At 57.3% G+C, this 19,643-nt stretch carries 32 protein-coding genes; 2 read left to right on the top strand and 30 right to left on the bottom strand.

Going from position 1 to position 19,643, the window contains the following annotated elements; all coding sequences use genetic code 11:
- Window positions 1-102: 102 nt before the first annotated feature.
- Window positions 103-1,245 carry an anhydro-N-acetylmuramic acid kinase gene (locus I2H31_RS00450; protein ID WP_317192150.1) on the top strand — a complete coding sequence of 381 codons (1,143 nt, stop codon included), beginning with the start codon at window positions 103-105 and terminating at the stop codon, window positions 1,243-1,245.
- An 11-nt stretch (window positions 1,246-1,256) separates the two neighbouring features.
- Here the strand turns inward: I2H31_RS00450 and I2H31_RS00445 are convergent, their stop codons facing one another.
- From I2H31_RS00445 to I2H31_RS00355, 19 genes are all read right to left on the bottom strand, one after another.
- Window positions 1,257-1,742 carry a hypothetical protein gene (locus I2H31_RS00445; protein ID WP_196291026.1) on the bottom strand — a complete coding sequence of 162 codons (486 nt, stop codon included), beginning with the start codon at window positions 1,740-1,742 and terminating at the stop codon, window positions 1,257-1,259.
- A 68-nt stretch (window positions 1,743-1,810) separates the two neighbouring features.
- Complete coding sequence (locus tag I2H31_RS00440; RefSeq protein WP_196291025.1) at window positions 1,811-2,125, bottom strand: FtsB family cell division protein; 315 nt, start codon at window positions 2,123-2,125, stop codon at window positions 1,811-1,813.
- A gap of 70 nt (window positions 2,126-2,195) precedes the next feature.
- On the bottom strand, window positions 2,196-3,467 hold the full coding sequence (eno, locus tag I2H31_RS00435; protein ID WP_196291024.1) for a phosphopyruvate hydratase: 1,272 nt from the start codon (window positions 3,465-3,467) through the stop codon (window positions 2,196-2,198).
- 138 nt (window positions 3,468-3,605) lie between these two features.
- Window positions 3,606-4,238 (bottom strand): 50S ribosomal protein L17, encoded by a 633-nt coding sequence (gene rplQ / locus I2H31_RS00430; RefSeq protein ID WP_196291023.1) that lies wholly within the window; start codon window positions 4,236-4,238, stop codon window positions 3,606-3,608.
- Between the two features lie 187 nt (window positions 4,239-4,425).
- Window positions 4,426-5,415: a DNA-directed RNA polymerase subunit alpha gene (locus I2H31_RS00425; protein ID WP_196291022.1), complete on the bottom strand. Its 990-nt coding sequence runs from the start codon at window positions 5,413-5,415 to the stop codon at window positions 4,426-4,428.
- Window positions 5,416-5,505: 90 nt separating this feature from the next.
- On the bottom strand, window positions 5,506-6,111 hold the full coding sequence (gene rpsD, locus I2H31_RS00420) for a 30S ribosomal protein S4 (protein WP_196291021.1): 606 nt from the start codon (window positions 6,109-6,111) through the stop codon (window positions 5,506-5,508).
- A 26-nt stretch (window positions 6,112-6,137) separates the two neighbouring features.
- Window positions 6,138-6,530 (bottom strand): 30S ribosomal protein S11, encoded by a 393-nt coding sequence (rpsK, locus tag I2H31_RS00415; RefSeq protein WP_035567868.1) that lies wholly within the window; start codon window positions 6,528-6,530, stop codon window positions 6,138-6,140.
- An 87-nt stretch (window positions 6,531-6,617) separates the two neighbouring features.
- Window positions 6,618-6,995, bottom strand: coding sequence for a 30S ribosomal protein S13 (gene rpsM / locus I2H31_RS00410; protein ID WP_196291020.1), 378 nt, complete (start codon window positions 6,993-6,995; stop codon window positions 6,618-6,620).
- A 111-nt stretch (window positions 6,996-7,106) separates the two neighbouring features.
- A complete protein-coding gene (rpmJ, locus tag I2H31_RS00405) occupies window positions 7,107-7,223 on the bottom strand; it encodes a 50S ribosomal protein L36 (protein WP_046246595.1) in 117 nt (38 codons plus the stop codon).
- 21 nt (window positions 7,224-7,244) lie between these two features.
- The gene (gene infA, locus I2H31_RS00400; protein WP_035567874.1) at window positions 7,245-7,463 is read right to left on the bottom strand and encodes a translation initiation factor IF-1; all 219 of its coding nucleotides are present in this window, start codon (window positions 7,461-7,463) and stop codon (window positions 7,245-7,247) included.
- 5 nt (window positions 7,464-7,468) lie between these two features.
- Window positions 7,469-8,254, bottom strand: coding sequence for a type I methionyl aminopeptidase (map, locus tag I2H31_RS00395; RefSeq protein WP_196291019.1), 786 nt, complete (start codon window positions 8,252-8,254; stop codon window positions 7,469-7,471).
- Window positions 8,255-8,260: 6 nt separating this feature from the next.
- Window positions 8,261-9,580 carry a preprotein translocase subunit SecY gene (gene secY, locus I2H31_RS00390; RefSeq protein ID WP_196286032.1) on the bottom strand — a complete coding sequence of 440 codons (1,320 nt, stop codon included), beginning with the start codon at window positions 9,578-9,580 and terminating at the stop codon, window positions 8,261-8,263.
- A gap of 15 nt (window positions 9,581-9,595) precedes the next feature.
- Window positions 9,596-10,045, bottom strand: a complete 450-nt coding sequence (rplO, locus tag I2H31_RS00385; RefSeq protein WP_196291018.1) for a 50S ribosomal protein L15 — start codon at window positions 10,043-10,045, stop codon at window positions 9,596-9,598.
- Between the two features lie 13 nt (window positions 10,046-10,058).
- On the bottom strand, window positions 10,059-10,238 hold the full coding sequence (gene rpmD, locus I2H31_RS00380; RefSeq protein ID WP_190925707.1) for a 50S ribosomal protein L30: 180 nt from the start codon (window positions 10,236-10,238) through the stop codon (window positions 10,059-10,061).
- 5 nt (window positions 10,239-10,243) lie between these two features.
- Window positions 10,244-10,735, bottom strand: coding sequence for a 30S ribosomal protein S5 (rpsE, locus tag I2H31_RS00375; RefSeq protein WP_035567955.1), 492 nt, complete (start codon window positions 10,733-10,735; stop codon window positions 10,244-10,246).
- A 90-nt stretch (window positions 10,736-10,825) separates the two neighbouring features.
- A complete protein-coding gene (gene rplR, locus I2H31_RS00370; RefSeq protein WP_196291017.1) occupies window positions 10,826-11,176 on the bottom strand; it encodes a 50S ribosomal protein L18 in 351 nt (116 codons plus the stop codon).
- A 9-nt stretch (window positions 11,177-11,185) separates the two neighbouring features.
- Window positions 11,186-11,740, bottom strand: coding sequence for a 50S ribosomal protein L6 (gene rplF / locus I2H31_RS00365; RefSeq protein WP_196291016.1), 555 nt, complete (start codon window positions 11,738-11,740; stop codon window positions 11,186-11,188).
- A 27-nt stretch (window positions 11,741-11,767) separates the two neighbouring features.
- On the bottom strand, window positions 11,768-12,166 hold the full coding sequence (rpsH, locus tag I2H31_RS00360) for a 30S ribosomal protein S8 (RefSeq protein WP_068191741.1): 399 nt from the start codon (window positions 12,164-12,166) through the stop codon (window positions 11,768-11,770).
- A gap of 253 nt (window positions 12,167-12,419) precedes the next feature.
- Complete coding sequence (locus I2H31_RS00355) at window positions 12,420-13,100, bottom strand: metallophosphoesterase (RefSeq protein ID WP_196291015.1); 681 nt, start codon at window positions 13,098-13,100, stop codon at window positions 12,420-12,422.
- Between the two features lie 152 nt (window positions 13,101-13,252).
- Here I2H31_RS00355 and I2H31_RS00350 point away from each other — a divergent pair, with 152 nt between their 5' ends.
- Window positions 13,253-13,969 (top strand): hypothetical protein, encoded by a 717-nt coding sequence (locus tag I2H31_RS00350; protein WP_196291014.1) that lies wholly within the window; start codon window positions 13,253-13,255, stop codon window positions 13,967-13,969.
- 840 nt (window positions 13,970-14,809) lie between these two features.
- Here the strand turns inward: I2H31_RS00350 and I2H31_RS00345 are convergent.
- The 11 genes from I2H31_RS00345 to rpsS form a co-directional block, all read right to left on the bottom strand.
- Window positions 14,810-15,250: a hypothetical protein gene (locus I2H31_RS00345; protein WP_196291013.1), complete on the bottom strand. Its 441-nt coding sequence runs from the start codon at window positions 15,248-15,250 to the stop codon at window positions 14,810-14,812.
- A gap of 141 nt (window positions 15,251-15,391) precedes the next feature.
- Window positions 15,392-15,661: a 30S ribosomal protein S14 gene (gene rpsN / locus I2H31_RS00340; protein WP_035567891.1), complete on the bottom strand. Its 270-nt coding sequence runs from the start codon at window positions 15,659-15,661 to the stop codon at window positions 15,392-15,394.
- Window positions 15,662-15,673: 12 nt separating this feature from the next.
- Window positions 15,674-16,228, bottom strand: coding sequence for a 50S ribosomal protein L5 (gene rplE / locus I2H31_RS00335; RefSeq protein WP_196291012.1), 555 nt, complete (start codon window positions 16,226-16,228; stop codon window positions 15,674-15,676).
- Window positions 16,229-16,243: 15 nt separating this feature from the next.
- The gene (gene rplX / locus I2H31_RS00330; RefSeq protein WP_196291011.1) at window positions 16,244-16,588 is read right to left on the bottom strand and encodes a 50S ribosomal protein L24; all 345 of its coding nucleotides are present in this window, start codon (window positions 16,586-16,588) and stop codon (window positions 16,244-16,246) included.
- Window positions 16,589-16,591: 3 nt separating this feature from the next.
- Entirely contained in the window at window positions 16,592-16,960 is a 369-nt protein-coding gene (gene rplN / locus I2H31_RS00325; protein WP_035567895.1) for a 50S ribosomal protein L14, read from the bottom strand.
- Between the two features lie 9 nt (window positions 16,961-16,969).
- The gene (rpsQ, locus tag I2H31_RS00320; protein ID WP_196286022.1) at window positions 16,970-17,266 is read right to left on the bottom strand and encodes a 30S ribosomal protein S17; all 297 of its coding nucleotides are present in this window, start codon (window positions 17,264-17,266) and stop codon (window positions 16,970-16,972) included.
- A gap of 5 nt (window positions 17,267-17,271) precedes the next feature.
- Window positions 17,272-17,484, bottom strand: a complete 213-nt coding sequence (gene rpmC / locus I2H31_RS00315) for a 50S ribosomal protein L29 (protein ID WP_196291010.1) — start codon at window positions 17,482-17,484, stop codon at window positions 17,272-17,274.
- 3 nt (window positions 17,485-17,487) lie between these two features.
- A complete protein-coding gene (gene rplP / locus I2H31_RS00310; protein WP_046246580.1) occupies window positions 17,488-17,913 on the bottom strand; it encodes a 50S ribosomal protein L16 in 426 nt (141 codons plus the stop codon).
- A 139-nt stretch (window positions 17,914-18,052) separates the two neighbouring features.
- Entirely contained in the window at window positions 18,053-18,940 is an 888-nt protein-coding gene (rpsC, locus tag I2H31_RS00305; RefSeq protein WP_196291009.1) for a 30S ribosomal protein S3, read from the bottom strand.
- A gap of 6 nt (window positions 18,941-18,946) precedes the next feature.
- Window positions 18,947-19,360: a 50S ribosomal protein L22 gene (gene rplV / locus I2H31_RS00300; RefSeq protein WP_196291008.1), complete on the bottom strand. Its 414-nt coding sequence runs from the start codon at window positions 19,358-19,360 to the stop codon at window positions 18,947-18,949.
- Window position 19,361: 1 nt separating this feature from the next.
- Window positions 19,362-19,640 (bottom strand): 30S ribosomal protein S19, encoded by a 279-nt coding sequence (rpsS, locus tag I2H31_RS00295; RefSeq protein WP_068191730.1) that lies wholly within the window; start codon window positions 19,638-19,640, stop codon window positions 19,362-19,364.
- Window positions 19,641-19,643 lie beyond the last annotated feature (3 nt).

Here is a 19,643-nt window from a genome sequence, read left to right as displayed (position 1 = left end):
ATAGCAGCTATTTCGGTACAAGCGGGCATAAAATAATTTTGTACTTGTGCTCGAGTTCTTAAAAGCCCATTGATGAACCCGCACCTTGCGCGCCTTTTCGCCGTGTCCCGGCAGCCTGCCCGCCGCATCATCGGGCTCATGTCGGGCACTTCGCTCGATGGGCTCGACGTGGCGCTGTGCCGCTGCGAAGGCCACGGCGCCGCACTTAAGGTCACGCTGGAACAGTTTGCCTCCATTCCGTACACGCCCGAAGAGCAGCAACAATTGCGGGCCATATCGCAGCCCCAGGTTTCGCTCACGGCCCTCACCCTGGCCAATGCTGCCGTGGCCCGGCGCCACGCCGCTGCTGTGCAGACGTGCCTGTGGCAATGGCAGCTTCGGCCCGCCGACATCGACCTGCTGGCCAGCCACGGCCAAACCATCTGGCACGCCCCGCGCCACCAGCATCAGCAGGCAGGCTACCCGCACCACGCCACCCTTCAAATCGGCGACGGCGACCACCTGGCGGCCCTCACAGGCATCATCACCGTGGCCGATTTTCGGCAAAAGCACGTCGCTCACGGCTTCGAGGGCGCGCCGCTGGCCGGATTTGCCGACCAACTCCTGTTCGCCTCGCCCACCGAAAACCGCCTGCTGCTCAATCTGGGGGGCATTGCCAACTTCACCTACCTGCCGGCCGTTTCCGTCCCTGGCCCGGCCCTCACCACCGATACCGGCCCCGCCAATACGCTGCTGGACGCTGCCACCCGCCGTCATTTCCCCGGCCAGTTATACGACAGCGGCGGTCGGTTGGCCGCTATAGGCACGCCGCATCCGGCTTTGCTGGCAGCCCTGCTGGCGCATCCGTTCTTCAACGCGCCCCTGCCCAAAACCACTGGCCCCGAGCTGTTCAGTCTGGCCTACGTGGAGGCAGCTCAAGTCCAGACCCAGACCACAGAAATCAGCCCCACTGACCTGCTGGCCACCCTGGTTGAGCTCAGCGCCGCGGGCGTGGCCCAGGCCGTCCAGAAGGCCGTGCCGGACGCTGATTTGGCCCAGACGGTCGTTTACGCCAGCGGCGGGGGGCAACATAATGACACCCTCATGACCGCGTTGCAGCGCCAGCTGCCCTCGGTTCGCCTGGCTTCCATTGAGGCCTTGGGAATTTCGACCGATGCCAAGGAGGCCGTGCTGTTTGCCGTGCTAGCCAACGAAACCATTGCTGGAACTCCCACGCTGAGCCTAGGCAAAATCTGCCTTCCGTAAGTTCAGTAAGCCTACCGTTTCGCGGCCTGGCTGGCCGGTCTAAGCGGCTTGGCCGGGGCGGCAGGCCGCAGCCCAAACCCCAGTACCGTGCGCGCCGCCGTGTCCCGGAACGTTACTTCCAACAACACCGGAGGAGGTTTTACCGCCGAATCGGCCGCAAAAGAAAAGGCGTAGAACAGCCTCGACGCCCCACCGTCGCCCAGCCGCAAGCCCAGCTTGTAGAGCTCAATGGCCGAGCGGTGCTTCTGGCCGCTTTTCCACAAAGGCCGGGCCGACGCCTCAAATTGCGCAAACCCGACGGTGCGCCGCACCTCCGGCGCCAACTGCCGGTAAGCGGCCACGTAATCGGCCCGGAGCACGGCCCGCAGGAATTGCGTAGCGGCTTGGCTTTGGGCTTGTTTTGGCGGCGCAGAGCGCACGGGTTCCTGTGCGTGCGCTGCCACGGCAGCCAGTAGCGCCAGCATCATCCATGCGCTCAGCTTTGAAAATGCTTGCATGGCCCAGCATACGTGCTTTCAGCAAGCCTAGTCGTGTGCCGATGTTATGCGTGCGGGGAAAAGCCGGTCTATTCTTCCTGAGCAGGCACCAGCACGAACACGTCTTCGCCCGGCCGCTTCATGAGGTACTTCTCCCGCGCAAACTTCTCTAGGAGCGCCGGCGAGCTCATCAGCTCTGCCCGCTCTTTTTTCACCACCTCAATGTTGTCGAGGTAGTATTGCCTCTCGTTGCGCAACTCGTGCCATTTCCGATAGATGTCAAACTGCTTGCCGAGGTCGTTGGCGTCAAACACCAGCATCCACACCAGGAAACCCATTCCCGTGAGGAAATAGAAGCTGCGCACCACGCGTAGCACCGGACTGACAAAGGACGGTAGTTGCATCAGGTAAAGATAGCAGAACGGCCGGTTTCGCTTGCGCAAAACCGGCCGTTACAGTTCAAATCAACCAAGTTTACATCTTCTTGCCGGGGAAGTAAGCCACTTCGCCCAGTTCCTCCTCAATGCGGAGCAGCTGGTTGTACTTGGCCATCCGGTCCGAGCGCGAAGCCGAGCCCGTCTTAATCTGGCCGGTATTCAGCGCCACGGCCAGGTCGGCAATGGTGTTGTCTTCTGTCTCGCCCGAGCGGTGGCTCATGATGCTCTTGTAGCCATTGCGGCGACCCAGGTTGATGGCGTCAATGGTTTCCGTCAGCGTGCCAATCTGGTTTACCTTGATGAGGATGGCGTTGGCAATGCTCTCGTCGATACCGCGCTGCAGGCGGTTCACGTTGGTCACGAACAGGTCATCGCCCACCAGTTGGGTCTGTTTGCCAATGCGCTCAGTCAGCGCTTTCCAGCCGGTCCAGTCGTCCTCGTCCATTCCGTCTTCCAGGCTGATAATGGGGTACTTCTTCATCCAGTCGGCCCAGTAATCCACCATTTGGCTCGAAGTCAGTTTGTCGCCGGTGCTTTTCTTGAAGTGGTACACGCCGTCCTCATAGAACTCCGACACAGCCGCGTCCATGGCAATAAATACGTCCTCGCCAGGCCGATAACCCGCCGTTTCGATGGCCTGCAGCACAATTTGAATGGCTTCCTCGTTCGACTTGATGTTCGGTGCAAAACCGCCTTCGTCGCCTACGTTGGTGCTAAAACCCTGCTTTTTCAGCACATTCTTCAGGTGATGGAAAATCTCCGTGCCCCAGCGCAACGCTTCCGAAAACGACGAAGCACCCGTGGGCATAATCATGAACTCCTGAAAGTCGATGGAGTTGTCGGCGTGCGAGCCGCCGTTCAGGATGTTCATCATCGGTACCGGCAGCGTAGTGGCCCCCACCCCGCCCACGTAGCGATAGAGCGGCATGTTGGCATCCAGGGCAGCGGCCCGCGCGGCGGCCAAGCTCACCCCCAGAATAGCGTTAGCGCCCAGGTTCGCTTTATTGGACGTGCCGTCCATCTCCAGCATAATCTTGTCGAGCAAGGCCTGCTCGTACACCGAGAAGCCCACCAATTCTTCTGCAATGCGCGAATTCACGTTCTCCACGGCTTTGAGCACGCCCTTGCCCATGTACATCGACTTGTCGTCGTCGCGCAGTTCCACGGCCTCGTGCTTGCCCGTGCTGGCACCAGACGGCACCGCCGCGCGGCCCATCACGCCGGAGTCCAGGGTTACATCTACTTCTACCGTCGGATTGCCGCGTGAATCGAAAATCTGACGGGCGTGAATTTGCGAAATGAAGCTCATAGCGTCTCGGTGTTAAATCAGTTTATGGTGCCACAAACCTACGCTACCCGGCCGGCATAAGCGCAATCAGGCCCAGTCGAAACAAAAAAGGGGACGCGCCACGCGGCGCATCCCCTTTTCATTGTCTGCCAACTCGACTTACGCTTGCTCGCCGCCCGTGGGGGCTGCGCCGTGCGTTTCGTCGTTGTTCTGCGCTTCCTCACGGCTCTCGCCGTTGTGCACCGTTTCAGTAGCCGTGTCAGCCGGAGCCGACTGCTCAACTACGGCAGCGGGAGCAACAGCTTCGCCGGTTACTTCGGTAGCCGAAGTAGCAGCGTCGCCAGCAGCTTTCTTGCCACCACGACGCGAACGACGGGTAGTGCCAGCAGCAGCCTTATCGGCAGCAGCCTGCTTCGACTCAATCAGGGTCTCGTTGAAGTCCACCAGCTCGATGATGCACATCTCAGCGTTGTCGCCCAGACGGGTATCGCTCAGCTTCAGGATGCGGGTATAGCCACCAGGACGGTTAGCAATTTTGCCCGAAATGTTGCCAAATAGCTCTTTAATCGACTCTTTGTCCTGCAGAGCGGCGAACACCATGCGGCGCGAGTGCGTGGTGTCTTCCTTCGATTTGGTCAGCATCGGCTCCACGTACTTGCGCAGGGCTTTGGCTTTGGCCACAGTCGTCGTCAGACGCTTGTGCAGGATGAGCGACGAAGCCATGTTCGACAACATGGCGTGGCGGTGGGCGGTAGTCCGGCCCAGGTGGTTGATTTTTCTTCCGTGACGCATTGGTCGTTTGAAAAAATGTGTGCTTGCGGGCGGCGACCACGGCGGGCCTCAAGGCCTCATTAGAACCGCTGCCCCTGGGGCACACTGGTTAATTGATTGATGAGTTAATTTTTCGATGTGCTGATAAAAGAAGATGTGCCAACCTGCCAGAAAATTCCAGCACATCAGCACATCCAATAATCAACTACTAGTCTTCGTCCAGGCGATACTTGCCCAGGTCCATCCCAAACTCCAAACCACGCTCTTCCACGAGGTTTTCCAGTTCGGTCAGGCTCTTCTTGCCGAAGTTGCGGAACTTCATCATGTCGGCAATTTCGAGTTGCACCAACTCGCCCATCGTCTTGATGTCGGCAGCCTTGAGGCAATTCTTGGCGCGTACGCTGAGCTCCATGTCCTCCAGCGGAGTCTTGAGCATCTTGCGCATCTGCATGGTTTCCTCATCAATCGGCTCGTCTTCGGTCACACGCGGACCTTCGAGGGTCATCGTGTTATCCGAGAACAGCATGAAGTGCTGAATGAGAATGTTGGCCGCACCTTTCAGTGCTTCCTCCGGGTGAATCGAACCGTCGGTCTGAATCTCGATAACGAGCTTCTCATAGTCCGTTTTCTGCTCCACGCGAGTGTTCTCGATGCTGTACTTCACGTTCTTAATAGGCGTGTAGATAGCGTCGATGGCAATCTGACCGAAAACCTGGTCAGCTGGCTTGTTCTCGTCGGCGGGCACATAGCCACGGCCACGGGCAATCGTCAGCTCCAACTCCAGCTCCACGCTGGGGTCGAGGTGGGCAATCACGTGGTCGGGGTTCAGTACTTCGAAACCGCTGGCGAACTTGGCAATATCAGCGCCCGAGAAGGTATCCTGGCCTTTCACGCGCACCGTAATTTTATCCGAGATGGCGTCGCTCACCTTCTTGAAGCGAACCATTTTCAGGTTCAGGATGATTTCGGACATGTCCTCAATCACCCCTTCGATGGTCGAAAACTCGTGCAGCACGCTGTTGGTGCGCACCGACGTGATGGCGAAACCCTCCAGCGACGACAACAGAATGCGACGCAGCGCATTGCCGATGGTGACGCCGTAGCCCTTCTCGAGCGGCTTAAATTCAAACGTCCCGGTGAAGTCGTCGGATTTCTCCATCACCACTTTCTCCGGCATCTGAAAAGCTAAGATTGACATATGTGGGGCGTAAAAAATTTGAAAAAAATTGGTGAAGTATAAGCACAAGTGCGGCCCGACAAACTGCCGGGCCGCTACCAGTAGCGTTATTTACTTCGAATACAGTTCGACGATGAGCTGCTCGGTGATTTTCTCCGGAATCAGCTCACGGGCGGGGGCGTTGAGGAACTTGCCAGCCAACTCCTTGCCGTCCCACTCCAGCCACGAAAACTGGCGCGAGTTGCGAACCGACAGGCTCGTGGTGATGGCTTCCAGCGACTTCGACTTCTCACGCACGGCCACAATGTCGCCGGGACGGAGGTGGTACGAAGGAATGTTCACCACTTCACCGTTCACGGTGATGTGCTTGTGACCAACGAGCTGGCGGGCAGCGCGACGCGTCGAGGCAATGCCCAAACGGTACACGGCGTTGTCCAGACGGGCTTCCAGCAGGGCGAGCAGGTTGTCACCGGTGATGCCGGGCAGGGCTGCAGCTTTGTGGAACAGGTTTTCGAATTGCTTCTCCAACATGCCGTACATGTACTTCACCTTCTGCTTCTCCATCAGCTGGACAGCGTACTCCGACTGCTTCTTGCGACGGCCGCGGCCGTGCTGGCCCGGAGGATAGGCTTTTTTGTTGAGCGCTTTGCTCGGGCCGAAAATCGGCTCGTTGAAGCGACGGGCAATTTTTGAGGTAGGGCCGGTATAACGTGCCATTGTAATCTAATTTCTGAAGTGGAAAACTAAACGCGACGACGCTTGGGGGGGCGGCAGCCGTTGTGCGGCAGCGGCGTTACGTCGCGGATGGTGGTCACCTCAATGCCCACGTTGCCGAGGGCGCGGATGGCCGACTCACGGCCCGAGCCTGGACCTTTAACGAATACTTCGGCTTTGCGCATGCCCAGGTCGTGGGCCACTTTGCCGCAGTCGCTCATCGCCATTTGAGCGGCGTAGGGCGTGTTTTTCTTCGAACCACGGAAGCCCATCTTGCCGGCCGAAGCCCACGAAATAACTTGACCGTTGTTGTTGGTGATGGAGATGATGATGTTGTTGAACGAGGCACGAATGTGTACCTGGCCCACCTGCTCCACCACGACAACGCGCTTCTTGGCTTTGTCTTTTCTTTTTTGTGCCATTTGGTTATCGCAAAAAATGCGGGAGGTGTTGGCGCTGGCTGCGCAAGTGCATTACTCGCAGCCGCCAGCGCCGATTCCCGTGTGAATTTATTTGGTTGCCTTCTTCTTGCCGGCCACCGTTTTGCGCTTGCCCTTGCGGGTACGCGAGTTGTTCTTGGTGCGCTGACCACGAACTGGCAGACCTTTGCGGTGACGCAGGCCACGGTAGCAGCCGATGTCCATCAAACGCTTGATGTTTGTTGTTACTTCCGAGCGCAGCACGCCTTCGGTCTTGTGCTCAGCGGCAATGATGGCGCGGACGGCACCCGACTCTTCGTCGGTCCAGTCCTTCACCTTCTTGTTGACGTCGACGCCAGCTTTTACCAGAATCTTGCTGGCGTTGCTCCGGCCAATGCCGAAAATGTAAGTCAGCGAAATTTCGCCGCGCTTGTTGTCCGGGATATCAACCCCTGCGATACGAGCCATTGTGTGTGGTTATGTGTTTGCGGACAGAAACCCGGCAACTACTTGGAAGGCGGGCCGAAGGCTAATAACCAACGACCCAGTACCCAAGGTTCCGGGGTTCTAAAAATTGAATTAACCCTGACGCTGCTTAAAGCGCGGGTTCTTCTTGTTGATGACGTAGAGCTTGCCATTACGGCGGACCAGTTTGCAGTCCACGCTACGCTTTTTCACCGAGGTTTTTACTTTCATGACCTGTGAAGGGAAACGGGTTTATTTATAACGATACTTAATCCGGCCCTTCGACAAGTCGTAGGGCGACATTTCCAGTTTCACCTTGTCGCCGGGCAGAATCTTGATGTAGTGCATCCGCATCTTGCCCGAAATGTGGGCAATCAGCTGGTGACCGTTCTCCAATTCCACGCGGAACATGGCGTTAGAAAGGGCTTCCAGGATGGTTCCGTCCTGCTCAATCGAGGCTTGTTTTGCCATAAGGGCTACTGCTGCAATGCTTTTTCGATGTATTCAAAGGAGGTGAGAATCTCCGCCTTTTCTTTTCTAACTACTACGGTGTGCTCGAAGTGCGCCGAGGGCTTGCGGTCCTTGGTGCGGATGGTCCAGCCATCCGCCTCTTGCACCACGTCCTTCTTGCCCAGATTTACCATTGGCTCAATGGCCAACACCATCCCCGTTTGCAAGAGCGGCCCGGAACCCCGCTTGCCGTAGTTCGGCACCTCAGGCTTCTCATGCAGCTTGGCACCCACCCCGTGCCCAACCAACTCACGCACCACCCCGTAGCCCAACGGGCTCACGTGGTTTTGGATGGCGTAGCTGATATCGCCCACGCGGTTGCCGCTCACGGCTTGTTCGATGCCTTTGTACAGAGATGCTTTGGTTTCCCGCAGCAAGGCCAGCACTTCCGGCGCCACTTCCCCGATTGGGTAAGTGTAAGCACTATCTGAATGAAAGCCATTCAGAAAAACTCCGCAGTCTACCGTCAGAATATCGCCGCTTTTCAGCGGCTCGTTGGTAGCAAACCCATGCACCACCACCGAGTTCGGGGAAAGGCACAGGCTAAAGGGAAACTTGTTGTAACCTTTGAAAGATGGAACTCCGCCATGGTCCCGAATGAACTCCTCTGCGCGCTTATCAAGCTGCCGCGTCGTCACTCCTTCCTTCACCAAGCTCGCGACTTCGCCGTGAGCCTTGGCCAGCACTTGCGCACTGGCTCGCATGAGGTCAATTTCCTCTTCAGTTTTATATTGGATGCTGCCAGTAGCCATTGCTGCTTACGAAGCTATCGAAATGGGCTGGGCCGTGCGACCGCGCAGCTTACCCGATTTCATCATGCCGTCGTAGTGCTGCATCAACAAGTAGCTCTGCACCTGGTTCACCGTGTCGAGCACCACACCCACCATGATGATGAGCGACGTGCCGCCATAGAAAGCCGAGAACGGACGGGTTACACCCAGCAACAAAGCGAGCGCGGGGAAGATGGCGATGAGGGCCAGCGCCACAGCACCCGGCAGGGTGATGCGCGTCAGGATTTCATCGATGTATTCCGAGGTATCGCGGCCGGGTTTCACGCCGGGCACGAAACCACCGCTCCGCTTCAGGTCATCGGCAATCTGGTTAGGATTGACGCTGATGGCCGTGTAGAAATAGGTGAAGATGATAATCAGCAGGCCGAAGGTCAGGTTGTACTGCCACGAAGTGTAGTCCGAAAACTTCACGCCGATGTAGCTGGCCGTATCGCTCTGGTTCTGCCATACCGACGCCACGATGGCGGGTACAAACATCAACGACTGGGCGAAGATGATGGGCATTACACCGGCGGCATTCACCTTGAGGGGAATGAACTGACGCTGGGCGTCCAGCTGCGTAGTGCCACCCACTTGCTTAGCGTACTGCACCGCGATGCGGCGAACAGCCTGCGTAAGCACGATAACCGCCATTACTACGAGGAACAGCACCACCATTTCCAGCAGGAAGATGAGGGACTTGTTCACGCCTTTGGCAGCCGCTTCACCGATGATGGCACCGGGGAGACGCGACACGATACCAATCATGATAATCATGGAGATACCGTTGCCGATACCTTTGTCCGTGATTTTCTCGCCCAACCACATGCAGAATAACGTGCCGGCCGTGATGATAATCATGGTCGAGACGGTGAAGAACGTGCCGGGATTGATGATGGCTTCGGCGTTAATCGTGGCAATGAAGCCAACCGATTGGGCCAACACAATCGGAATCGTGAGAATCCGGGTGTACTGGTTAATTTTCTTACGTCCCGACTCGCCTTCCTTCTGGAGTTTCTGGAAGTAGGGCACGGCGATAGTGAGCAGCTGCAGCACGATAGACGCCGAGATGTACGGCATGATGCCCAGCGCGAAAATCGACGCGTGGCTGAATGCGCCGCCGAGCAGCGTATCCAGAATGCCAAACAAGCCTTGGGCGCCGGTCTTGAGCTGCGTGGGGTCAACGCCCGGCAACACCACGTAAACGCCTAGGCGATAGATGGCAATGAAGAAAAGCGTATTGAGGATTCGCGTACGCAAATCCTCAATCGCAAAAATGTTTTTTATCGACTCGATAAACTTATTCATTGCCGAAGGTAGCTATTAGAGCGTTACCGCTTTGCCGCCAGCTTTCTCGATGGCTTCAACAGCCGATTTCGAGAAGGCGTGAGCATGAACTTCCACAGCAGTGGCGATTTCGCCGCGGCCGAGAACTTTAATTTTGGCGTTTTTCGAAACCAGACCGGCGGCCACGAAGTAAGCGGCATCCAGGGTGGTGGCGCTGTTCTTCTCGAGAAGGCCAGCGAGCACATCGAGGTTGATGGCTTTGTACTCGACGCGGTTGATGTTCGTGAAGCCAAACTTGGGCACACGGCGCTGGAGGGGCATCTGGCCACCTTCGAAGCCGGACTTGCGCTTGTAGCCCGAACGCGACTTGGCGCCTTTGTGACCACGGGTCGACGTGCCACCGCGCGTGGAGCCTTCGCCCCGGCCAATCCGCTTCTCGTTTTTAGTCGAGCCGTAGGCAGGCGATAAATTGCTGAGATTAAGCATGACGATAATAGTCTTACAGTTCGGTTACTTGGAGCAGGTGCTGCACGCTCTTCACCATGCCCAGGATGGACGGGTTCGATTCGTGGGTAGCGGTGCTGTTGAGTTTGTTCAGGCCGAGGGACTGAACGGTGCGCTTCTGACGCTCGGGGCGGTCAATGGCGCTGCGCACGAGCTTTACTTGAATTTGTGCCATGTCAATTAACCGTTAAAAACGCGGGCCAAAGAAATACCACGGGCTTGAGCGATTTGCAACGGGTCGCGCATTTTGGCGAGGGCTGCAAACGTTGCTTTCACCACGTTGTGAGGGTTCGACGAGCCTTTCGACTTCGCCAGCACATCCTTGATACCGGCGCTCTCGAACACGGCGCGCATTGCACCGCCGGCGATTACACCCGTACCAGCCGCGGCGGGCTGGATGAGCACGAAACCACCGCCGTAGCGGCCTTCCATGAGGTGAGGAACGGTGTGCTTGTACATCGGCACTTTCACCACGTTCTTCTTGGCGTCGTCAATGCCTTTGGCAATGGCGTCGGTTACTTCGTTGGCTTTGCCGAGGCCGTAGCCTACGTTGCCGTTGCCGTCGCCTACTACCACGATGGCAGAGAAGCTAAAGCGGCGACCGCCTTTCACCACCTTCGCTACGCGGTTGATGGCTACTACTTTTTCTTTGAAGTCGGAGTCAGCACCCATGCGGGAGTTGTCCTTGTTCCGGTCGCGGTCGTTGCTGCGCTGACGGTCTCCGCCAGGACGATTGTTGTCGCGTTCTTGCGCCATGATAGTTTAGAAATTGAGGCCGCCTTCGCGAGCACCTTCAGCCAATGATTTTACGCGACCGTGGTAGAGGTAACCCGAGCGGTCGAACACCACTTTCGTGATGCCTTTCTCCAGGGCAACCGCGGCTACCTGACGGCCTACGGCAGCGGCCAGGGCCACACCGTTGCCACCTTCGGCGGTTACTTTTTTCGACGTAGCGGCAGCGAGGGTGCGGCCGGTCGTGTCGTCGATAATCTGAGCATAAATGCCCGTGTTGCTGCGGAACACCGACAGGCGCGGACGCTCCGTGGTACCGGACACTTTCGTGCGGATGATGCGCTGAATCCGCTTGCGGCGAGTTGCTTTATCAAATGCCATGATGCGAACTTATTTAGAGGCCGTTTTACCAGCTTTGCGACGGATAATCTCGCCCACGAAGCGCACACCTTTGCCTTTGTAGGGCTCCACTTTGCGCAGCGAACGAATTTTGGCGGCCACCTGGCCCAGCAGCTGATTGTCGATGCTGTTGAGCGTCACAATCGGGTTCTTACCCTTTTCGGTTACGGCCGTAGCGGATACTTCGCCGGGGAGGGCGATGTACACGTTGTGCGAGTAGCCGAGGGCCAGTTCCAGCGTGCTGCCTACGAGCGAGGCTTTGTAGCCTACGCCTACCAGCTCGAGCTGCTTGGTGAAGCCGGTGCTCACACCGGTTACCATGTTGTTGATGAGCGAGCGGTAGAGGCCGTGCATGGCCTTGTGGCGCTTCTGCTCGGTGGGACGGGTTACGGTGAGGGTACCGTCCTCGATAGCAACGGCGATGTCGCGGTCTACTTGCGTAGTGAGCGAGCCCTTGGGGCCTTTCACCGTCACCGCGTTGTCTTTGTCGACCGAAATAGCGACCCCGGCGGGGACGGAAATCGGCAGTTTACCAATACGTGACATAATTGAATTTGCTAAAGCGGTTCCGGACTAGTACACGTAGCACAGCACCTCGCCGCCCACGTTCTCGGTTTTGCACTCTTTCTCCGTCATCACGCCTTTCGAGGTCGAGATGATGGCCACACCTAGGCCGCTGAGGACGCGGGGCAGGTTGTCGGCGGCCACGTACTGACGCAAGCCGGGCGTTGAAACGCGTTGCAGCTTGGTGATGGCGGGGGCCTTCGTGGTGGGGTTGTACTTCAGAGCAATTTTGATGGTGCCCTGAACCGACGAATCATCAAAACGGTACGACTGGATGTACCCTTTGTGGTACAGCACTTTCGTGATTTCCTTTTTGATGTTGCTGGCCGGGATTTCTACCACCCGGTGGTTCGCCTTGATGGCGTTGCGTACCCGGGTCAGGTAGTCGGCAATGGGGTCAGTGTTCATTATTAATTAAATACGTCCGCTTTTTTCGGAGCGCAAAGATAAGAAAATTTCGCCGGGTGCCCAACGGGACCAACGAAATTTCGGTTAAGACTACTTGGCACGCCCGGCGACGGCACGGCCAATGGTTTCTTTTGGCAACCTGCCAAATGGTTTCGAGGCAAGCCTCAGGTTTTGGGAGTGCAAAGGTAGCAGGCTTTCAGGGGCTTTTGCAAGCCTGCTCACAAAATTCCTTGTGGCAAGCAGTCTGTCGCTGTCATCTTCCCGCCACGTTGGGATACAGTTCGGGCACGGGGTCGCTTTGCACGAAGGCCTTGGTCCGCACGTTCAGCATGCTCAGACGGCCCCGGTAGCCGGCGCCTTGGTCGATGTTCCAGACGTTGTTGGTTTGGCAGGGCACTTTCTTATAGGCCCAGGTGGAGGTATGGCCGATGAAGCATTCGTGGTAGCCGGTCGCGGTTTGGTTGCCGTCCCACAGGTCCCGGTTCCAGATGAGGTCGTAGGGGTCTTGCTCGGCGATGGGCCGGTGGGGGGTGTAGCCGCCGTGCACGTAGAGGTTGTTGGCCTCGTCTTCGAAGTAGGGGCGCTGCTCACCGAAGAACTGGTGGAAATGCCGGGAGCGCTCGGAGGCGGGCAGTCGCTGGTAGGCATCGAACGTGGCGCGGCCGCCTTGCTTGTACCAATAGGGGTTTACTTCTTCGAGCGGCAGTTGCGTGGCCAGCCACTCGGCCGCCCACCAGTCGTGGTTGCCTTGCAGCCAGATGCTGTGGGGGATGCCCAGCAACCGCTCGACGCAGGCCGGCGTGTCGGGCCACCCGTCGGCTACGTCGCCGAGCTGGATGAGGCGGTCGATGCCGGGGCGGAAGGGGCTGCGTTCCAATACCTGGTCGAGGGCGCGGGCGGCGCCGTGTATGTCGCCGATAACGTAGGTTTCCATGGTTTCGAGTGAACTACTGTGGCGGAGCTATAACTAAAATTAACCGGCTACCCCTTATTGCCAGGACCCCTCCCCTATTGTTCCGCTTTTCTTGACTACTATTGACCCGCCTCTGGGCAATGTCGCCCGCGGTTTATCTATCCCTATTCCTCATGGCAAAAACGTCCACCAAGCTCTTCAGCCGCAAGTTCCGCAACTGGCTGCTGCACCTCGTCATTTCCCGCCAGGATTTGAAGTCCATCACCGGCTACACCTTGCAAGCCCTTCAGAACGACGGCGCGCAGTGGCAGGCCAAAATCGACCTGCTTCAGCCGCTCTACGACAGCTTCGACACCGGCCTCCTGGGGCAGGCCGGGGCCAGCGCCGGCCGCGGCGCCCAAACCCTGCTGGCCGAAACCGCCTTTGGCCTCGTGAAGCAGTTCATGAAGCGGGCCTACAAGGTCAACTTCGCGGCAATGGAAGAAACCGCGCCCGAGCTGTTCAAGCAGTTCTTCCCCGAAGGCCGCTCCCAGTTTTCGGGGGCCTCGCGCCAAACCATGGGCACCGCCTTCGCCACCTTCGTCAAAACCCTGTCGCAGCACAAAGACGACGTGCCCCAGGGGGCGGCCCTGTTTAAAGACGCCCAAACCCTGAACGCTCAGTACGCCCTCGCCCGCCAAGAGCAGGACAAGCGCAAGAAGCAAGTCAAAACCGCCGGCACCGACCTCGACGCCGACGAAACCGACCTCCTCACCGAACTCTTCGGCGTGTACGCCGCCCTGCTGGCCCACTACTACAAAACGCCCGAACGCGTCGCCGAATACTTCGATTTCTCGGTGCTGCCCCCCTCCTACCGCTCCTCCGATGAGGACGCCGCCGCTTCCGCGTAGGCCCACGAAGCGTTCTACGGGCCCCTCCGGATTTCCACAGGTGCCCGTAAAACGTTCTACAGAGTCCCTGGAAATGCAGAAGTGCCCGAGGAACGTTTTTCGGAGCCCCTGGAAATTCGGAGGGTCCTGAAAAACGTTCTACGGGCACCTATGGAAATCCGGAGGCCTCTGTAGAACAGCAAAAGGCATAATGCCCAAACCGGGATGCTTCGTTTGGCGGAGCATCCCGGTTTGGGCATTATGCTGATAAAGCATTGAGACACCCATAGCCGGCAGGTGCGGCAGCTAGGCCGCAACACTACGTTTTGCCCCGCCACCCGCCGTCCCAGCAGCTAGGGAAAGGGGGGTGGCTGGCAGAGGCCGGCCGGCTATCTTCGCGGCAAGCGCAGGTAGTCCCCGGCCACAGCGGTTTGCCCTAAAAAGGCGAACCCCCGGCTGCGCTAACAGTCGAGGGTTCAGAAGCGGGGTTTTGATGCAACCCTCAACTTCATCTCCAAATGAAAAGGGACAGCGTGAAAAAACTACTGCGAGACTGGTGGAAGCCGGTTTTGCTGGGGTTTCTGAGCGGGGCAGGTAAGGCCATTGGCTTCCTCCTGCTCTCTCATCTACTCGGGTAGTTGGTAAGGAGTCGGGCCGGGTGCTCGGCTCCTTATTTTTTGTGTGGTAAAGGTAATACCAAAGTGCCGGTATAACGCACCAGCCGCCCTGCGGGTTCGCCCCTCCCCGCCGCCTCAGCAGCATGAGAAACGGGAGTGGCTGGGTAGCTCATTATGCTCATCCCTCCCCCACCCGCCCGGCGCGCTTCTGAAGAAACTTGGAGGGGCGGGAGGCTCGGCATAATCACATGCGCAAAGAAGGTCCAAATGTATCTACTACTAGTTCTGTACTCTGGTCTTTAGCTTTCAAATACACAATCGTCTTTTTAAACTGCATCTGATTTAATACCATCACGTTTTCGTCTAAGTATTCTACCCTGACCTTACCAAGCCCTACGACATTTAGTGTGCTGTCGTCAATTATCGCCCACTTTGGGGAATAATCATAACTCGCAAACTTCACCCTTATTTTAGACTTGCCATCAGTCATATTTTCACTATACCTATCACAACGTCCACTCAAATCAAACCTCAACCCCATGTATTTTTTAACTGGGTATGGCATCACTTCCGCCCAATACTTTGCATTACCTGCGGTCAGGTATTGTATGGTCTGATTCTCTCGCTTCTTTACGCAAGCCGAAATAGTAGGTGCTAAAAATAACAACAGTATAAAGGGGCGCATTTTTGACATACATATGAGCATAAGCGCTTATTAAATTAGAAATAGCAAATGTCTGAAATCGCAATACCCCAAAACAAAAATAGGCGCCCCCACCAAAGTGGAAGCGCCTATTTTATTGCTTAGCGAAAAGCCTAAACTGGACTACCAGCTCGACTTGGTCACACCGGGAATCTTCCCGGCGAGAGCCATTTCGCGGAAACGCACGCGGCTGATGCCAAACTTGCGCATGTAGCCGCGGGGGCGGCCGTCAATCATGTCGCGGTTGTGCAGGCGCACGGGCGAAGCGTTTTTGGGCAGCTTGTCGAGACCTTCGTAGTCGCCGGCAGCTTTCAGAGCCTTGCGCTTCTCAGCGTAGCGGGCCACGGTGGCAATGCGCTTGCGCTCCCGTGCTTTGATGGATTCTTTAGCCATGAGTTCGGAAGATTAAGCGTCTTTTTTAGCGTTGGCGAAAGGCATACCGAACGCCTTCAGCAGCTCGTAGCTCTGCTCATCGTTCTCGGCGGTGGTCACGAACGTGATGTCCATGCCCGAGATACCTTTGATTTTGTCAATCGAGATTTCGGGGAAGATGATTTGCTCCTTCACGCCGAGCGTGTAGTTGCCACGACCATCAAACCCTTTGTCGTTGATGCCTTTGAAGTCACGTACGCGGGGCAGGGCCACCGTCAGCAGGCGGTCCATGAACTCGTACATGCGCTCGCCGCGCAGGGTCACTTTGGCACCGATGGGCATGCCTTCACGGAGCTTAAAATTCGACACCGAACGCTTGGCAATGGTCGGAACGGCTTTCTGACCGGTGATGGTCGTCAGCTCTTCCACGCCGTTGTCGACCAATTTCTTGTCAGCAACAGCCGCACCAATGCCGCGGTTGATGCAGATTTTGGTGATGCGCGGTACCTGCATGATGCTCTTGAACTGGAATTTCTCCTGGAGCGCGGGTACGACGTCTTTTTGATAAATGTCTTTGAGACGGGCCATGATGAAGGGGGCTGCTTAAGCCGTTTTGGCAGAGGCACGCTTGGCTTTGGCAGGAGCAGCAGCCGGAGCTGCGGCCGCGGCGGCACCTTTACGTACCCGCTCACCGGTGGTGGGGTTGATAGCCTGCACGTTGCTCACGTGCATGGGCGCCTCCATCTTGGTGATGCCGCCCTGGGGCGATTTGGCGCTCGGCTTGTTGTGTTTCGTCACCAGGTTCAGGCCCTCAACGGTTACGCGCTGAGTCACCCGGTTCACCGACTTGATAACGCCGGTTTTGCCCTTTTCGTCGCCAGCAATCACCTTCACGGTATCGCCCGACTTTACGTGCAGCTGCACGGGGTCTGCTTTTCTGATAGCCATGGCTTAGAGTACTTCGGGGGCTAGGGATACGATTTTCATGAACTGACGCTCACGCAGCTCGCGGGCCACGGGGCCGAAGATGCGCGTGCCGCGGGGCTCGTCGTTGTTGTTGAGCAACACGGCGGCGTTGTCGTCGAAGCGGATGTACGAACCGTCTTTGCGGCGCACTTCCTTCTTCACACGTACTACCACGGCCTTGCTCACGGTGCCTTTCTTGGCGTTGCCCGAAGGGATAGCCGACTTGATGGCTACCACAATCTTGTCGCCAACGCTGGCGTATTTCTTGCCCGTGCCACCCAGAACGCGGATGCAGAGGACTTCCTTGGCGCCGCTGTTGTCGGCCACCGTCAGGCGGGATTCTTGCTGTATCATCGGACTGAATTATTTAGCGCGTTCAACAATTTCAACCAGGCGCCACCGCTTGGTCTTGCTCAGCGGACGGGTGCTCATGATGCGCACCGTGTCGCCTTCGCCGCACTCGTTTTTCTCGTCGTGGGCGTGGAATTTCGTGGTTTTGGTCACGAACTTGCCGTACTTGGGGTGCTTTTGTTTCTGCACCACAGCCACGGTAATGGACTTGTCCATCTTCGAGCTCGTTACCGTGCCGGTGATTTCCTTGCGCATGTTGCGCGAGTCTTCAGCTACGGCTTGGTCTTGGGTTGTTACGTCGGTTGCCATCGGAATTAAGCGGGGTTAGAGGCCTGCTCGTTGTTCCGACGAGTCTGCTCGGTGAGCAAGCGGGCGACGTTTTTACGGTTGGCCTTGAGGCGGGCGGGGTTTTCCAGGGGCGAAATCGCGTGGGCGAAACGCAGCTGCTGGCCCTGAGCCTGCTCGGTTTTGATTTGCTCTTTCAGCGCTTCAGCGGAAAGGCCTTTGAGGTCGGTCTTGTTCTTCATGACTTAAGCAGCGTCCGTATAGTCGCGGCGAACCACGAATGAAGTTTTTACGGGGAGCTTCTGAGCCGCCAGACGCAGCGATTCTTTAGCTACTTCCAGCGACACACCGTCCGACTCGAACATGATTTGGCCGGGCTTCACGCAGGCTACCCAATACTCGGGCGAGCCTTTGCCTTTACCCATGCGCACCTCAGCGGGCTTCTTGGTAATCGGCTTGTCGGGGAAAATGCGAATCCATACTTGCCCTTCGCGTTTCATGGCGCGGGTCATGGCGATACGAGCAGCCTCAATTTGGCGAGCCGTAATCCAAGACACTTCCAGCGACTTGATAGCGAACGAACCGAAGTCTATGGAGCTGCCGCGGTAGGCGAGGCCTGTTACGCGACCCTTTTGCATCTTGCGATACTTGGTCCTTTTCGGTTGTAACATTTTATTGAAATTTAAAAGAGATTCTAGGGATGTAGAGACGCGATACTTCGCGTCTCCGGTTCCGCGCCGTCAGGCTAAAGCGGAAAAATCGTTCTAGCGTAGAGACGCGAAGTGTCGCGTCTCTACACCGAACAATGATTTAGCGACGCGGGCCGCGAGCGGCACCGCCGGCAGCACCACCGCCTTGGGCGGGGCCGTTGCGACGGGGACCGGCGTTGTCGCCAGCGCCACGGGGGGCGCGGTCGCCACCACCAGCGTTGCCACGACCGGCACCACCGTCACGACGCGGGCCACGGTCGCCTTCGCGACGCTCGCCGCGGGGGCCACGGTCGTCACGACGACCACCGCCACCTTCGCCGCCACCGGGGTTGGTGAGCTGCTGGTTGGGCGAGAGGTCGGGCTTGCCGAACACCTCACCGCGCATTACCCACACCTTGATGCCGATTTTGCCATACACGGTCTGAGCTTCCGACAAAGCGTAGTCGATGTCGGCGCGCAGCGTGTGCAGCGGCGTACGACCTTCTTTGTACTGCTCCGAACGGGCAATCTCCGCACCGCCGAGACGGCCACCGCACTGAATCTTGATGCCTTCGGCACCAACACGCATGGCAGCCTGAATCGACATTTTCATGGCGCGACGGAAGGAGATACGAGCGGCCAGCTGCTGGGCGATGCTCTCACCTACCAGTTTGGCATCCAACTCCGGACGCTTGATTTCGAAGATGTTGATTTGAACGTCTTTGCTGGTGATTTGCTTCAGCTCGTCCTTAATCTTGTCTACTTCCTGACCGCCTTTACCGATTACCACACCCGGACGAGCCGTGTTGATGGTGATGGTGATGCGCTTCAGGGTGCGCTCAATCACAATGCGGCTGATGCCACCTTTCTGAATGCGCGCGTTGATGTACTTGCGGATTTTCTCGTCCTCCACCAGTTTCTCGGCGAAGTCCTTGCCGCCGTACCAGTTGGAGTCCCAGCCTTTGATAACTCCCAAGCGGAAGCCAACCGGATTTACTTTCTGTCCCATACTAAATTAGGATTTGGCGTCGGCCTTAGGATTTTCGGTGGTGCCAACTTCTTTGGCGTGCTTGGAGCCAAGCTTTTCAACTTTTGTGTCGATTTTCAACGTCACGTGGTTGCTGCGCTTGCGGATGCGGTGGCCACGGCCCTGGGGGGCGGGGCGCAGGCGCTTCAGCTGGCGTCCTTCGTCCACGAAGATTTCGCTGATGTAGAGGTTTGCGTCTTCAATCCGCTCTTCTTCGTTGTGCTGCTGCCAGTTGGCCAAGGCCGAAAGGAGCAGTTTCTCAATCTTCTCGGCGCCGATGTTGGCTTCGAAGCGCAACAGGCCGAGGGCCTGGGTCACTTTCTTGCCGCGCACGAGGTCGGCCACCAGTCGCATCTTACGAGGCGAGGTCGGCACATTGCGGAGTTTTGCTACTGCTTCCATCTTAGCGCTTGCCTTTATCTTTTTTGGCGACGTGACCACGGAAGTTACGCGTCGGGGCAAATTCGCCCAACTTGTGCCCTACCATGTTCTCGGTCACATACACCGGGATGAACTTATTGCCGTTGTGAACAGCGAATGTGTGGCCAACGAAATCCGGGGAAATCATCGAGCGGCGCGACCAAGTCTTCACCACCGATTTCTTACCAGCCGTTTCGAGTGCCGTGACTTTCTTTTCCAGCCGGAAGTCAATGTACGGCCCTTTTTTGAGTGAACGTGCCATATA

Origin of the sequence: Hymenobacter ruricola, assembly GCF_015694525.1 — a bacterium.
In the GTDB taxonomy this organism is placed as follows: Bacteria; Bacteroidota; Bacteroidia; order Cytophagales; family Hymenobacteraceae; genus Hymenobacter; species Hymenobacter ruricola.
The sequence above is the reverse complement of the archived record's forward strand: the minus strand, read 5'-3'. Positions and strand labels throughout refer to the sequence as shown.